The sequence below is a fragment of the Comamonas sp. A7-5 genome, from assembly GCF_039581385.1.
In the GTDB taxonomy this organism is placed as follows: domain Bacteria; phylum Pseudomonadota; class Gammaproteobacteria; order Burkholderiales; family Burkholderiaceae_C; genus Comamonas; species Comamonas thiooxydans.
On sequence record NZ_JBCPWO010000004.1, the window covers coordinates 109,155 to 123,886 of the forward strand.

General features: G+C 61.8%; 13 protein-coding genes, 1 tRNA gene and 2 pseudogenes. 8 read left to right on the forward strand and 8 right to left on the reverse strand.

What is annotated here, in order from left to right:
- Positions 1–344: 344 nt before the first annotated feature.
- From AAIL67_RS08560 to AAIL67_RS08570, 3 genes and pseudogenes are all read left to right on the forward strand, one after another.
- Positions 345–884 (forward strand): helix-turn-helix domain-containing protein, encoded by a 540-nt coding sequence (locus AAIL67_RS08560; protein ID WP_280042759.1) that lies wholly within the window; start codon positions 345–347, stop codon positions 882–884.
- Positions 881–2,149, forward strand: a complete 1,269-nt coding sequence (locus AAIL67_RS08565) for a HipA domain-containing protein (RefSeq protein WP_343483782.1) — start codon at positions 881–883, stop codon at positions 2,147–2,149. Before AAIL67_RS08560 ends, AAIL67_RS08565 begins: the two co-directional genes overlap by 4 nt.
- Positions 2,139–2,294 (forward strand): annotated as a pseudogene (locus AAIL67_RS08570) (TraI domain-containing protein); the annotation flags it as partial. The gene AAIL67_RS08565 and the pseudogene AAIL67_RS08570, both read left to right, overlap by 11 nt.
- 8 nt (positions 2,295–2,302) lie before the next feature.
- Here the strand turns inward: AAIL67_RS08570 and AAIL67_RS08575 are convergent.
- The 3 genes and pseudogenes from AAIL67_RS08575 to AAIL67_RS08585 all read right to left on the reverse strand — a co-directional run.
- Positions 2,303–3,081, reverse strand: a pseudogene (locus AAIL67_RS08575) (integrase family protein); the annotation flags it as partial.
- A 244-nt stretch (positions 3,082–3,325) separates the two neighbouring features.
- Positions 3,326–3,399: transfer RNA gene (locus tag AAIL67_RS08580), tRNA-Gly, on the reverse strand.
- 212 nt (positions 3,400–3,611) lie between these two features.
- Positions 3,612–3,896, reverse strand: a complete 285-nt coding sequence (locus AAIL67_RS08585; RefSeq protein ID WP_343483783.1) for a hypothetical protein — start codon at positions 3,894–3,896, stop codon at positions 3,612–3,614.
- Positions 3,897–3,907: 11 nt separating this feature from the next.
- Between AAIL67_RS08585 and AAIL67_RS08590 the strand changes: the two genes are divergently transcribed.
- Entirely contained in the window at positions 3,908–5,086 is a 1,179-nt protein-coding gene (locus tag AAIL67_RS08590; protein WP_343483784.1) for a COX15/CtaA family protein, read from the forward strand.
- 24 nt (positions 5,087–5,110) lie between these two features.
- Entirely contained in the window at positions 5,111–6,016 is a 906-nt protein-coding gene (gene cyoE, locus AAIL67_RS08595; RefSeq protein ID WP_003062379.1) for a heme o synthase, read from the forward strand.
- A gap of 287 nt (positions 6,017–6,303) precedes the next feature.
- Here cyoE and AAIL67_RS08600 read toward each other — a convergent pair whose 3' ends face one another.
- From AAIL67_RS08600 to AAIL67_RS08615, 4 genes are all read right to left on the reverse strand, one after another.
- The gene (locus tag AAIL67_RS08600) at positions 6,304–7,281 is read right to left on the reverse strand and encodes a c-type cytochrome (protein ID WP_003062380.1); all 978 of its coding nucleotides are present in this window, start codon (positions 7,279–7,281) and stop codon (positions 6,304–6,306) included.
- A 17-nt stretch (positions 7,282–7,298) separates the two neighbouring features.
- Positions 7,299–8,018, reverse strand: coding sequence for a c-type cytochrome (locus AAIL67_RS08605; RefSeq protein ID WP_034361443.1), 720 nt, complete (start codon positions 8,016–8,018; stop codon positions 7,299–7,301).
- Positions 8,019–8,203: 185 nt separating this feature from the next.
- On the reverse strand, positions 8,204–10,024 hold the full coding sequence (locus AAIL67_RS08610) for an ATP-binding protein (protein WP_343483785.1): 1,821 nt from the start codon (positions 10,022–10,024) through the stop codon (positions 8,204–8,206).
- Positions 10,024–10,698: a response regulator gene (locus tag AAIL67_RS08615; protein WP_003062385.1), complete on the reverse strand. Its 675-nt coding sequence runs from the start codon at positions 10,696–10,698 to the stop codon at positions 10,024–10,026. Before AAIL67_RS08615 ends, AAIL67_RS08610 begins: the two co-directional genes overlap by 1 nt.
- A 238-nt stretch (positions 10,699–10,936) precedes the next feature.
- On the opposite strand from AAIL67_RS08615, the gene AAIL67_RS08620 reads away from it, so the two are divergent.
- The 3 genes from AAIL67_RS08620 (at position 10,937) to AAIL67_RS08630 (ending at position 13,633) form a co-directional block, all read left to right on the forward strand.
- On the forward strand, positions 10,937–12,304 hold the full coding sequence (locus AAIL67_RS08620; protein ID WP_343483786.1) for a prolipoprotein diacylglyceryl transferase family protein: 1,368 nt from the start codon (positions 10,937–10,939) through the stop codon (positions 12,302–12,304).
- Positions 12,305–12,360: 56 nt separating this feature from the next.
- Complete coding sequence (gene dsbG / locus AAIL67_RS08625) at positions 12,361–13,206, forward strand: thiol:disulfide interchange protein DsbG (RefSeq protein WP_003062389.1); 846 nt, start codon at positions 12,361–12,363, stop codon at positions 13,204–13,206.
- 76 nt (positions 13,207–13,282) lie between these two features.
- On the forward strand, positions 13,283–13,633 hold the full coding sequence (locus AAIL67_RS08630) for a hypothetical protein (protein ID WP_003062392.1): 351 nt from the start codon (positions 13,283–13,285) through the stop codon (positions 13,631–13,633).
- A 43-nt stretch (positions 13,634–13,676) separates the two neighbouring features.
- On the opposite strand, the gene AAIL67_RS08635 is transcribed toward AAIL67_RS08630, so the two are convergent.
- The gene (locus AAIL67_RS08635) at positions 13,677–14,723 is read right to left on the reverse strand and encodes a patatin-like phospholipase family protein (RefSeq protein ID WP_003062395.1); all 1,047 of its coding nucleotides are present in this window, start codon (positions 14,721–14,723) and stop codon (positions 13,677–13,679) included.
- Positions 14,724–14,732: the final 9 nt, after the last annotated feature.

Sequence of the window (14,732 nt, forward strand, 5' to 3'; positions counted from 1 at the left end):
GGAGGCCGGGCAATAGCCAGTGCCCCAACGGTTCCGTGTGGTTCGGTCGGACTCCAGGAAGCGGACTGCCCAGAGCTAATGAGCATTTGCTTGGCCTGCCCAAAACGTTAACTCTTGATGCAAAACGTCAACGTAGGCAGAAATCTGCTCAAAAACTCTAACGGAGGCCGATTTTGCTCGCGATCTAAAGTGTAAATATTGTGGCTATTTTTTCATAGAAAGCATGAAATATTATCACTCAAAGCCTTGCTGGGAGGTGATCCAGCAGCATCTCACGTTGGTTCCCAGCCTTAAAAGTGCTATTATTTTGGCTGTTTTTGGTTAAAAGAGATGGAATATTAGCTATGGCCAAGAAGACAGCCCCACTCTTGCCGGCGACAAACAAGCTTCTCATCGAATTCGGTGAGCGGCTCAGGCTTGCGCGTCTGCGCCGAAAGTTGACCGCCAAACAAGTCGCCGAACGCGCGGGGATGTCTCCCATGACTCTGCGTTCGCTGGAGAGTGGCGGATCCGGCGTCACGATTGGTGCGTACCTGTCTGTCATGCAAGTTCTTGGATTGGCCGGCGACCTAGCGAAACTTGCAGTTGCGGATGACCTTGGCCGACAGCTCCAGGACGCTCGCTTGATAAGGAATGACGTTGTACGTAACCGCCAAGGGGCTGCCTCGAAGACCGTTCGCGGTCCGGAGCCGATAGCCCGTGCGCCGCTCAGTTCCTCTCCAGCTCAGGCAAAGAGAGTGGAAGCGAATGGCGACAAGCCGGTGGCTGAAGGCACGTGGAAGAAAGTCGAAGGGGAAACGGGGGCGTTCATCGACGCCGCGAGCACGCACAGTTTGGCCTCTTTGCTTCGGAAGCCGAAGCGTAAAGGGAACGCACCGTCATGAGCATGATCGCTGTATATGCGGACTGGGATGGACTGCCGAGCCCCCGACGACTTGGCTTCTTGCACAGCCGTAGGACCAGAGCGACTGAGCGATTCGAGTTCGAATACGACGATGCCGCGCTCGCCGATCCTCTCCTGGCCGGGCTGCAGTTGGACCCGAGCATTCAGCCCTTTGGCGGTCCGCAGTACCCCGCCCCACCCAGGGAAAAATTCGGGGTTTTCGATGACTCCAGCCCTGACTGTTGGGGGCGCCTCCTGATGGGGCGAAGATTCGAGCGTGACAAGCGGGCAGGCTTGGTGCCTGCGGGAGCTCGTCTCTACGAATCGGATTTCCTGCTCGGGGTGCATGACCTCTATCGAGTGGGCGCGCTGCGGTACCGCCTCGAGGATGCTGGAGACTTTCTCGATGACCGAGTCAACGTCGCGGCCCCGCCTTTTACTGAAATTCGCGCCCTGGAGCAGGCCAGTCGCGCGCTTGAGCTGGACCCCGACAACGTCGCTGCCCAGGGCCAGGACTGGTTGCGCATGCTCATCGCGCCAGGGGGCTCGCTCGGCGGTGCCAGGCCCAAGGCGAGCGTTGCGGACGATGCGGGGCATCTTTACATCGCCAAGTTCCCAAGCACGCGGGATACCTACGATGTCGGTGGATGGGAGATGGTGGTCAATGCCTTGGCCAACGGCTGCGGCCTCAACGTCGCTCCGGCGCAAGCTCGGAAGTTTGCCAGCGACTACCACTGTTTCATGGTGCGCCGCTTTGATCGTACCGATGCGGGGCGCCGGCTACATTTTGCCTCGGCGATGACCATGACTGGACACAGCGATGGCGACGATGCCTCGACAGGGGTGAGCTACCTGGAGCTCGCGGAGGTACTGATGAATCAGGGCTCGCAGCCCAATGAGGATCTGCGCGAACTATGGTCGCGAATCGTCTTCAACATCCTGGTCTCCAACACTGACGACCACCTTCGCAACCATGGCTTCATCCTGGTGCCGGGCGCTGGTTGGAAGCTTTCACAAGCCTACGACATGAACCCCGTCTCTCATGCAGACGGCCTCAAGCTCAACATTACCGAAGCGGATAACGCTCTCGATCTTGAATTGGCTCGGGAGGTTGCCGGTTACTTCCGGCTGAACCTTCATGAGGCAAACGAGATCATTGAGGATTTTCGAGACATCGTCGGTCAATGGCGAGCCCTGGCTCAGGGCCTAGGCCTATCAGCGTGGGAGCAGGACCGCATGGCAGATGCCTTCCGGCTTGCCGGGTGACGTTCCATTTATGGAGGCATCACGCACCGCCCAATCGGCAGGGCCGGCCGACGCATGGCTGACTCAAGATGCACTGTGGCTTGTAAGCAAGACTGTGGCCGACAAACTGCGCGCGCATCTGCTGTCACAGGGTGTCGATGGCATGAACCGCTGGCCCTGGTCCAGGCTGAACTGGTCGGGGGTGGCTTGGCGCAGCTCACCGGTGCGCACGCCGGTCAGCATCAGCAACCGCAGTCCCAATGCGTTTGCAGCCGGCGACGGTACCTGCGTACGCGCTGCAGGTACTTCGGCAGTTCGGCCATGCGCAGGAACGGGTTGCGGTTGACTGGCGGCAGTGGCTGGGCCACCACATCCAAGTCAGAGGCAGGATTCTGCTCAAGGCCGGGTACGACCACCAGGGAATAGCGGAACATCTGGTTGAACCAAGTCCGGACTTTCTCGGCGACCGAAAGCGCCTTGCGTCGCTCGATGTTGCCGATGACCTCAAGCCGGTCCACACGCCTGATTTCGTAGATGGACCGCTTTCCCTGGAGGGGTAGCACGTCGTTGGCGAAGATGCGCGGGATCAGGGACTGGCTGGTCTGGCGCCCCTCGTCGCAGGACAGGCCCCGGTGGACGAGCCATTTTAGGAAGACCGCCTTGAAGTTGGTCAGTCAGGCAGTGGCACGCTTGTGCTTGCGATGAGCGTGAGGGTTGGTGCTCTTGGCCAACAGGGCGCGGGCTTCATCCCGAAGGATCCGGGCGTCTCGCAGAGAGACCTCTGGGTAGCACCCCAGCGACATCCGCCTTTGCCTGCCGAACCACTGATAGCGGAAATGCCAGGATTTGCCCCCGCCAGGGGCTACAGCCAGTGAGAGTCCATCCAAATCGGAAAGGGTGTATGCCTTGCCGGTGGCTTTGGCTTTGCGGACGGCGAGATCGGACAGTGCCATGTTCCAGTTCCTGAACCTGGGTCAGGAACCAGATGCTGATCACGATCAATCCGCTCTCCCTGCAACAATCCGAAAGTCGCGCAGTCCTAAAGATGGACTAAATAATGGACTAAAAAGTCTTGGCTTGGCTTGGCTTGGCTTGGATTTCGGTGGAGTCACTGGATTGAGTCAGAAGAAAAACAGTTTGTTTTCAATGACTTGCAGTGCTCCACGGACGTTAGTGGAAATCCCTGGAAGGCTGGAGTGGAGCGGGTGATGGGAATCGAACCCACGTTATTTGCTTGGGAAGCAAGAGTCCTACCATTGAACGACACCCGCGTCTGCGACGAAGCCACGACTGCAGCTGTCTTCGACACACTCACAGTTCCAGGCTGCGAGCTTGGGCTATCGTACATCAAGGCTGTGTAGCCTCCGTTCAAAATCGGAGCATTTTGGCAATTTTTTGCCTCGGAGTTTCCCCGAAAGTAGGGTTTTGAGGACCAGCCTTTCTTCCTCGTTGTTAGGGACACTCCGGTCACGACTGCCTAGCCTCAAATCACATGGGTAAAATTGTGCGGGATCAAAGAGCCTGCATTCAACTGCTGCTCCAAGCGTCGAGCAAAGTCCTGGTCCTGGAGCACGCAAGTCTCGCTACGGGCAAGCAGGTTGCTCTCGTTTTGCGCTTGACCAAGATCTTCAATAATTTCTGTAAATACTGGCCAAGTACTGACCGCCCCTGCCGAATCATGCCGCTTTGCTTCTGCGATTTTTTCCTGCCCGCTGACTGCCCTGCCCTGTCTGAAGTGCAGGCCGCTGGGGGATGGAAGATGGCCCACGGAGCAATGGCATGACAGAGCAACAGCTATATGACCTGGCTCCTGCACTGGAGTTGATGGCTTTTGGCCTGGCGCTGGCCCTGGGACCTTTATGCTGGGTCTGGTGGCGCAGTCGCGGCACCGGCCCCGGCAAACGTCTGCAGGCCCTTTGCGTGCTGACGCTGTTCCTGACCTTCGATCTGGTCTTGTTCGGCGCCTTCACACGGCTGACGGACTCGGGCCTGGGCTGCCCTGATTGGCCTGGCTGCTATGGCACGGCCAGCCCTATCGCTGCACATGCCCAGATCTCCGAGGCGCAAGCCGCCATGCCGACCGGCCCTGTCACCCATGGCAAGGCCTGGGTGGAAATGATTCACCGCTATCTGGCGACCACGGTCGGCGTGCTCATCATTGCCATGACGGTCATGAGCTGGAAGCAGGCGCGGGCCGCCAGACGCAAGGGTCAGCACGCGTCTTTCAGCGGCGCGGCCAACCCCTGGTGGCCGACTCTGGCTCTGGTATGGGTCTGCATACAGGGCGCTTTCGGCGCCTTGACGGTCACCATGAAGCTGTTTCCGGCCATCGTCACCCTGCATCTGCTGGGCGGTACCGGCTTGCTGGCCTTGCTGGCCATTCCTGCATCGGGACTGAGCCAGCAGCAGGCCGGTCGCTCTGCGGCCCCGATTGCCGGACGCTTGCGCATCGCGCTATGGCTGTGTCTGGCGCTGCTCATCGTCCAGGTCAGCCTGGGCGGCTGGGTCAGCACCAATTACGCCGTGCTGGCCTGCACGAGCTTCCCCGGCTGTCAGGGCAGTTGGTGGCCGGCCATGAATTTCGCCGAAGCGCTGCAGATCTGGCGCCCGCTGGGCATGCTCAAGGACGGCAGCCACATCAGCTTCGAAGCGCTGACCGCGATCCACTACACCCACAGGCTGGCAGCCTATGTGGTGGTTCTGGCACTGGCCAGCCTGTGGTGGGCATTGCGTCATGCCCCTGCACTGGCCAGGCAGCGCCGGCTGCTGGGATTTTTTGCGGTGCTGCAAGTTCTGACGGGTCTGTCCAATGTGGTGTTGGACTGGCCCCTGGTGGCGGCCGTGCTCCACACCGGTGGAGCTGCGGCCCTGGTAACGATTGTGGTCTGGAGCCTGGCCGTGACGCGTAACCATGCCGTCACCGCCCCCGACCCTGAAATGGCGCACCGCCCTGCCTGAGGCATAGCGCAAAAGAGTGATTGCATGAGTCAAAGTGAAGCCTTGTTGAACAACACCTCGCGAATCAGCCAGTTCTACGCGCTGACCAAGCCGCGCGTGGTGCAGCTCATCGTGTTCTGCGCCCTGATCGGCATGGTGCTGGCCGTACCCGGCTGGCCCACGGCCAATCAGTGGATCCATATGGGCGTCGCCTGCGTCGGCATCTGGCTGGTGGCGGCTGCCGCTGCGGCCTTCAACTGCCTGGTGGAGCGTCATATCGATGCCAAGATGAAGCGCACATCATGGCGCCCCACGGCGCGCGGCGAGCTCTCCAGTCAGCAGGCACTGGCCTTCTCGGCCATTCTCTGCATGATTGGCGCCACGATCTTGCTGGTCTGGACCAATGCGCTGACGATGTGGCTGACACTGGCCACCTTTGTCGGCTATGCGGTGATCTACACCGTGGTTCTCAAGCCCGCCACGCCACAGAACATCGTGATCGGCGGAGCTTCAGGCGCCATGCCACCCGTGCTGGGCTGGGCCGCCATGACGGGCAATGTCGGCCCCGAGGCGCTGATTCTGTTCCTCATCATCTTCCTCTGGACTCCGCCCCACTTCTGGGCACTGGCCCTGTACCGCGTGGAGGACTACCGCCAATCCGGCCTGCCCATGCTGCCCGTGACCCATGGCAGCGAATACACGCGCCTGCAGATTCTGCTCTACACCGTTGTGCTGTTTGCGGCCGGTCTGCTGCCCTTCATGTACGGCATGAGCAGCTGGCTGTATCTGTTCGCGGCTGTCGTTCTGGGTGCAGGCTTCATCGCCTATGCCGTGGCCCTGTACCGCAATTACTCGGACGAGCTGTCGCGCCGCACCTTCCGTTTTTCACTGCTTCACCTGAGCCTGCTGTTTCTCGCCCTGCTCGTGGATCACTACCTGTTCATGGCCTGATCTTTCAAGCCCTGCCATTGCAAAAGCCCGGCTCGCCGGGCTTTTCTACGCCTGTCGGAAAGTGATCTTCCCGTGCTTTCCGAGTCTAGGTTTGAGTGCGGATTGAATGGATCTTGTGCAGCCCAGCCAAACCCCGGGCTCCGTGACCAGGACGCAACGTACCGCCGACGGCTCAACGGCGGCTTGGCCGGACACCCACTCTGATCACCCCGATCACCAAAAAAGGCCGGCCCCGGCTACAGGGCTGGCCTTGAGCCTGCATCCGGCAGACCTAATCAAGCGTCCATTTACAGACCCTTGAGCAGCTTGCCGTTCACTTCCTTGCCGTACATGGAGTACTTTCCATGGTGCTTTTCGGCCGTGGCCTGCAGATTGCCGTTGAAGCGCGGATCCTGGCCACGCTCCTGGCTGTTGATGAAGGTCGCCACATCCCAGGCTTCCTGATCGCTCAGCGTTGCATTGCCGTAGGGCATGTTGTTCTTGATGAAGTTGGCCGCCTTGTCGATGTCATGCATGCCGGCCCCCCAGTTATAGGAGTCCTTGCCCCACAGCGGCGGGAACACGGCCACATCGCCGACAAACTGGCCCTTGCCGTCTGCAGCGTGGCATAGCGCGCACTTGGCTTCATAAACCTTGGCACCGGCTTCATAGGTGGGAGTCTCTTCGGGCTTGCCCGCCTTCTTGAAACCTGCACCGGGCAGCTTCTCGCCCGTGGGAGCCTTCTGTGCCATCCAGTAGGCATAGGACTCCAGTGCCACCAGAACGTCATGACCGTCGTCCGGTGCCTTGCCGTTCATGGAGTACATGAAGCAGCCGCGCACGCGCTCGGCAAAGGTGTCCACATGGTCGGTCTTCTTGCGATAGGCCGGGTACATGGGGTAGGCCCCCCACATGGGGGCTGCGCCCTTCAAACGACCTGCGTCGAGGTGGCAATTGGTGCAGCTCAGCGGGTTGCCCGAGAAGCCTACGGCATTGACCGGCGTGCGTGTGAAGATCGCTTCGCCACGGCGCACCCACTCGCCCATGGGGCCTTCCGGATAGTCGCTGACGCCGGGAGGTGTGAATTCACCGGGCTTGGCTGCCACTGTCACGGCCTTGGCGTCTGCAGCAGGCGCGGCCACCTTGGCTGGTTCTTCAGCCTTCTTGGGGCTGCTGATGCTCATGCCATACCAGAGCGCGCCGCCCAGACCGGCGAACAGGCAGGCCACCACCGCGTATTCAGCGAGATTGGAGCTTTTGGAAGCAGTTTGTTGTTTGTCCGACATTGTCAACTCCCGAACTCTTAAGGCTTGGCGGTTGCTGCGGCAGCAGCGGGGTTGTGCAGGCGCTGGTAGTACGCAGCAACGGCCTTGACGTCATCAGCCGTGAGCTTCTTGGCCACAGCCCCCATCAGACCCAGTGGGCCGGCCTCGCGCTGCCCCTTGTTCCAGGCATCGATCTGACTTTGCATATAGTCGGCAGATAGATGGCCGATAGCCGGAAAGTCCTTGCCCACGCCCACGCCACCGGGGCCATGGCACTGCGCACAGGCAGGAATGCCGTCGGCCCAGCGACCACGCTCGACCAACCAGGCACCGCTATCGTCGCTCTTGCCGGGCAAGGCACCACGCACGCTCTTGATAGGCAGTTGCAGGCTGGCGTAATAGACGGCCACATCGGCGCGTTCCTGCTCGCTCAAGGCCTTGGCCATGGGAGCCATGACAGCGGACTGACGGGCACCGGCCGCCAGCTGGTTCAGCTGACGCTCCAGGTAACCGGCGTGCTGACCCGCCAGTGCGGGGAAGCCAGGCTGGCCCTCGCCCTTGGCACCATGGCAGGTGACGCAGGCAGCCGCACCGCCGGCCGAGCCGGACTGAGCGATCTTTGCACCGGAAGCGACATTGCCGTTCAATGCAGCCTTGGCGGCAGCAGGTTCTTGCGCCCAGGCGCTGGTCGCCATCAGCATGGAAATGCCGACAGCCACCCACGACCGGGGCAGAGTCTTTGTGTTCAAGCGATTCATCTTGGGAATGGAGGTTTAAGCGGCTCAGATCTGCCGCACATCAGGCGTGTGCTGAACGCCGACGTCTGACCTGGAATGTCACGAGCCAAAGCAGCCCAATGACAGCAAGCACATTGCCCGAAGATACTTATAGAAGATTAAGAGCCAATTAATGCTGCAAACAATTGGCCCCCCAATCTGACTAATCAGTAATCAGGCGGCGCAGCACAGGATTTCACCGGCAGGCATAAACGCACCACCAGCCCTGTCGCCGCTTCTGGCGCCAGGCCGTTGTGCACCTGCTCGAATGCATAGCCCTTATGCTGCTGCCACTGGGCCAAGGGCAGCAGCTCCAGCTCACCGTCGCTGCACTGTGCAATGCGCTGCACTATCGCCAGCCCCAGACCGCTGCCATGGGCCTGATGCTGCTTGCGCCAGAAGCGCTGGGTCGCCACGGCACAGTCCTCGCTACTCAGCCCGGGCCCATGGTCAATCACTGTGAACTCCACATAACCGGCAGGATTGACAGGCATCGTCTGTGGCTTGTCGCCGCCGACCTGCGCCAGCTGCGGAATGTGGCGCAGGCCGAGCAGCACCGCAGAGTCGTCCGGCTCGCCACTTGCCTGCTGCCCATAGCGCAAGGCGTTTTCCATCAGATTGCGCAATGCCGACACCAGCAGGGGCTGAGGCACGGCCACACGCAAGTCCTGCAGCCTGGCGTCATTCAGGGCTTGCCGAGGCAACCAGCGCAAGCGCAGCGAGCCTGAAGGAATGGCCGTGGCGGCCAATCCCCAGGCTTTTTCCAGAGCCTCCCACGCACAGGCGGGCTCGCTACCGCAGGCCATGGCACGAGAGCCTCCTGCACCTTCGCCCACCGGCTGACAATCCAGCCGGGCCAAGAGCAGCAATTGCTCCAGCGTGTGCTGCAAATGCTCCACGCCCTCCCCCGCTTGCTCCAGCGCCTGCCGGGTCATCTGCCACTGTGCGGTCTCCGAAATCGGCCTGGGCACAGCATCCTCTTTGCCAGTGCCGGGCTGATCCCTCAAAGCGACCATCTGAGACCCCGCATTGGCCACCGCCATCTGCGCCACCTGTACATGGGTTTTGACGGCAGTCAGCGGAGTGCGCAGCTCATGGGCGGCATCGTCGCTCCAGCGACGTTCGCGCTCAATGGCTTTGTGCACGCGCTGCAGCAGGTGATTGATGGTCTGCACCAGTGGCGCCAGCTCCTTGACCTGCCTGCCTTGCGCCACGGGCGAATCGTCTCCGGGCGGACGCTCGCTCAACTCCTGGCGCAGCGACTCAAGGGGGCGCAGGCCGCGTGTCACCCCCCACCACATCAACACCATGCTGGCCAGCAGCGCCAGCACAAAGGGCAGGATGATGGTGTAGGCGAAACCATGTATCAGCCCCTCGCGCACATCGATGCGGTCGGCCGTGGCAATGCGCACGCCATGCTCCTCAAGCACATAGGTACGCCAGGGCTTGCCGCCTTTGGTGATGCTCGAGAAGCCCAGCGGCAGCGGCCCCTGGAAGCTGGGCGCACCCGCAGTGCGAGCCAGCACCTGAGAATCGGTAGGCTCGGCCGCCTGCTCGGAGGCCGTATCTGCGGAGTCCTCGGCGCGGCCGGTCTTTGCAGTTTTGGCGCGCGGTGCATCCAGCGGAGATGCCGGAATCAGGGCTGGGCGAGCCGCCTTGCCGCTCGCCTCGTCCGACACAGCATCTGCATCCATAGCATCATGTGTAGGTGCGGTATGCACTTCGCTGCGAATCATGCTGACCTCGCAAGCCACACCATCACGTGCCACCACATTGAGCATGGGACCCCAGTCCTCGGGACTGGTGTTGTGCGGCTTGAACTGGTGAACAATGCCCGCCACCATGCGGGCCGATGCAATCAGCCGGTCGTCGAGCACGGAACGCAGCTCATGCCTCATGTCGGCAAACATCCATGCCGCCACACCGCCCCATAGAGTGCACAGCGCCAGACACAGCCAGACCAGCAAACGGACCCGCAGGCTGCGCATCAGCAACTGCCTCCCTGCACGCGCCCTAATCTGAAGCCCACACCACGCACGGTCTCCACCATGTCCGAGCCCAGCTTGCGACGCAGATGGTGCACATGCACATTGACCGCGTTGCTTTCCACATCAAGGCTGTAGCCATAGAGGCTGTCGCGCAGTTGCTCCAGGCTCAGCACTCGCCCGGGCGACTGCAGCAGCGCGCGCAGCAACGCCCATTCACGACGCGACAGGTCCACGATGCTGCCCTCCCGTATGGCCTGGCCAGCGGCCAGATCCACTTTGACATCGCCCAGCACAATCCAGTCCACGGTACGCCCCGCCGCCCGTCGCAGCAGCGCATGCAGCCGCGCCGCCAGCTCGTGCAGATCGAAGGGCTTGACCAGATAGTCGTCAGCTCCGGTCTGCAAGCCTTCGATGCGCTGGTCCACTGCATCACGTGCGGTCAGCACCAGCACCGGCAGCTCCAGCCCCTGACGGCGCCACCGCGCCAGCAGATGCAGACCGTCCTCATCGGGCAGACCCAGATCCAGCACACATACATCGAAGTGGGAGGATTTGAGTGCCGCATCAGCCTGGCTGGCGCAACCCACCACGTCCACGCCAAAGCCCTGTAGCTGCAGGCCCGCCTTCACCCCGCTGGCGACCAAAGCGTTATCTTCCACTAACAGCACATGCATTTTTTCACTGCGCAACCGCCACCCTCACCATCACATCCGGAGATGTGAGTACCCGTTACGCACCTTGTTTATCCGAAGCGGTCGAGCATCGCAGATTTGTCTTTTCGCAGCGTTAACCCCTGCTTAATCCCTTGCGCCCAAGATGCGGGGCTGCCTCATCCAAGACACTCAGCCACCACCCTTCATGTCTCTTCGCTCTGCCGCAGCCCTAGCTCTGCTTTCAGTCCTGCTGACGGGAATGACTGCCTGGGCACAGCCGCTGACCCTGCCCGGCCTGAGTGCCGACAAGCCCGCTGCGCAACCCGAAGTTCTGACTGCCGAACAGGCTTTCGAGCTGGTCCACACCGAGCAAAGCGCCATCCAAACAGAGGCTGATGGCCGCCGCCTGCTGGAGCTGCGCTGGAATATTGCTCCTGGTCACTATCTCTACCGCGACCAGTTGCGCCTGCTCGATGCTCAGGGTCAGCCAATACCACTGCAGATCCCTGAAGGTCGGACCCTGAGCGATGCCTTCTTTGGCCGTGTGCAGGTCTTTCACCAGGAGTTGCGCATTCAGGCCGCGCTGCCTGAACGGCCGGCGCAATGGCCGCTGGAGCTGCAATGGCAGGGCTGTGCCGAGATAGGCATCTGCTACCCGGTACAGCAGCAGAGCATCAGCGCCGCTCAAGCAGGCATGGACGGGAATGCGGATGCCCCGACTCCAGCCCTTGGCGAAGGCAATACCGAAGCAGCTCAACCCGGCTTGTTGCAGGCACTGGCCTTGCCCGCCAGTGTGCGGATAGGCCCTCTCGCTCTGCCTACCATGGCTCTTGCCGCATTTCTGGCATTGTTTGCCAGCCAGTGGTGGGCGCGGCTCAGGCAGCGGCAAAGCAATCAGCCTGTAGAGACTGTGCTGCTTCACGCCACGCTTGCCGGACTGGTAGCGGCGCGCACGGCCTACGTCGTGCAATGGTGGCCCGAGTACTGGGGGCCCGTGAGCGCATCTCCCGCCAGCGTGCTGCAGATTCTGGATATTCGCGACGGTGGCTGGAACCTTTGGGCCGGACTGCTGGTGGCGGTTCTCTGGGCAGCCTGGAGCTGCCGCAGCCATGCACTCCTGAAACGTGGCGTGCTGCAGTCCCTGGGTGTGGGTGCATTCATCCTGATGGCAGCTTACACATTGCGAAATTGGGTTGAGCCTTCAGAGTCTTCACTCCCCTCTCTGACGCTGGTCAGCGCTGCCGCTCAGCCCACGAATCTGCGCAGCTACGGCGGTCAACCGCTGGTCATCAACCTCTGGGCCAGTTGGTGCCCGCCCTGCAAGCGCGAGATGCCGGTACTGGCCCAAGCGCAAAAAGACCATCCAGGTGTGCGTTTCATCTGGATCAACCAGGGTGAAGACGCCGCTGCAGTGCTGCGCTATTTGCAGTCCATGCCTCTCCCCCCAGCCCAGGTGCTCCTGGACCCAGAGCAGCTCGCCGGTCAGCACTGGCAGCAGCGCGCCCTGCCATCGACCTATTTCTATGACGCGAACGGACGCCTGCGGTCCACGCGTACGGGGGAGCTCTCCCGCGCAAGCCTGAGCGAGCAGTTGCGCATCATTGCGCCTCCAACACAGGCCCCATGACTCAAGATGGACAAAGGTTTATCGTGCCACGTTTACAGCCCCTGTCACGCCAATGGATGGCGCTGATTCTCCCCATCTTCGCTGCAGCCGCAGCCACCGTGGTGGCCGTGGCCTATACCCGCGACGTGATTGCCGCCAGCGGCGCTGCAGCAAGCGGTGCGGCAAGCAGCGACCTGCCCTCAGCGCAGTTTCTCGCCGAACAAGGCCTGCAGATCGTGGGCCCCATGCAAAGCTCCGGCGGCCTCAAGGCCTGGGCCGCCTACCGCGACCAGCAGCCCATCCCCATCTACCGCATGCCTGACGGCAAGCACTGGGTGATTGGCACCGTCATCGATGCCCAGGGCAAGGATGTCAACGCCAAAGCTTTGCACAACGCCGTGCAAAAGCCCATGGGCCAGGAGTTCTGGATCGATCTGGAGCGTACACACTGGATTGGCGACGGCAAGCCCGATGCCGCCCGCATCGCCTATGTGTTCACCGATCCCAACTGCCCTTATTGCAACCAGCTCTGGCGCGATGCCAGACCACTGGTGCAAGCTGGCCAGTTGCAGTTGCGCCATATTCTGGTGGGCATGCTGCGCCCCAGCAGCGAAGGCAAGGCCGCCGCCATTCTGGCCTCCAAGGCACCCGAGCAGGCTCTTGCCAGCCATGCCATGGCCTATGCCGACGCTCATGGCAAGAATCCCGATGTCCTGGGTATTGCACCGCTGCAGCGCATCCCCCTGTCGGCCCGCGATGCACTAGCCAACAACGCCGCGCTGATGAGCAATGCAGGCCTGCGTGCCACACCCGCGACGATCTGGAAGAATGCCCAGGGGCTGGTGCAGATCCGCACCGGCATGCCGCCCGGGCTGCTGGACGAGTTGATGGACAAAGCTCCCGCCAAGTCGCCAGCACATTAGGATTCAAGTCACCGCATAGCCCCTGCACAGAATTTGCAAGCGGCTATCATCGCGCTAGCAAATCTGCCCCAACACCATGAGCCGACCTGACTGGAACACCCTGCTGCCCGCCCTGCGCCCCAGCACCCGCATCGTGCTGCACGCACCCAGCACGCAAGCACTGGTCCGCGCACGCGGCAACTTCAAGAACCTGAAAGCCGCCAACCCCGAGTTGGAAGTCTGGATTGTCGTCAATGCCCAGGCCGTGCAAGCCGTGCTGGACCAGCCGGACGACATGGGTCCTGCTCTGGCACATGTGCTGCTGTGCCCCAACACGCTCAGGAACGCCGGCATCAGCGCACCGGACAATATTCAGGTGCTGCCCATGGGCGCCGTCGAAGCCATCGCCCGCATGCAGCAAGGTGGCTGGACCTATATCCGCAGCTGAGCAGGCTGCGTCCTCGGCACTCCAGAGCCGTGCGCACTCCGGGCTAAAGACCCCAGTCCTTGAGCGCAGGCAACGCCAGCTGGGTTGCGGCATAGCCTTCATCGATGGACTCGCGCCCCCGGTAGAAGTCCATCAGCCCGACATGCGAGAGGCGCGGAGCAATCAGCACCTCGGCCGGGTCACCCGCCATGCGGCTGCGGGTGATGCGCATCTGCATGATGTTGACACTGGCCATGACCACATTGACCAGCGAGGGTACAGGCACAGAAGCACCGTCCTCGGCATCTCCCTCCCCCTTGCGCCCCCTGCGCATGACGGATGAGGACAATGTCTTCACGCTCGTCATACTGCGCATCCATGCGCCCGCCCAACCGAGCGGTGAGCCATTCGCCGCCAGCGCTTCAGGAATCTGGCCCAGCGGCACCGGAGGCTCTTCCTCATCCAGATGCAGCTGCGAGACCCTGAGCTCGCGGGAATGCAGGTTGATCTCGCTCTCGCTCATGTCAACGGGCTTCATATGCCTGCGCATGATGTCGGCATTCAAATCGACGGCGATGACGATGTCCGCACCCATGGCGCGCGCCAGCGACACCGGCACCGGGTTGACCAGACCGCCATCGACCAGCAGCCGCCCTTCCCGCATCACCGGAGTGAACAGGCCGGGCAAGGCGATGGACGCGCGCACGGCTTCGGCAATCGAGCCCTTGCGCAGCCAGACCTCGGCACCTGTCTGCAGATCGGTGGCCACACAGCCGAACGGCGTGCCCAGTTGCTCCACGGTTTCCTGGACGAAATTCTCGCGCCAGAACTCGATGATCTTCTCGCCCTTGAGCAATCCACCGCCCAGATTGAAGTCCATGAAGCCGAAGACCTTTCGCTTGCCCAGGCCCAGCACCCAGCTCTCGAAGGCATCCATTTCGCCGGCGGCATAGGTTGCACCGACCAATGAGCCAATGGAGGTGCCGCAGATGATGTCGGGGCTGACACCGGCCTCGCGCAGCGCGCGCAGCACGCCAAAATGCGCCCAGCCTCTTGCAGAGCCACTGCCCAGGGCCAGGCCCACCACGGGTTTGCGTCGCAATTTGTTCATGTAGCCCCC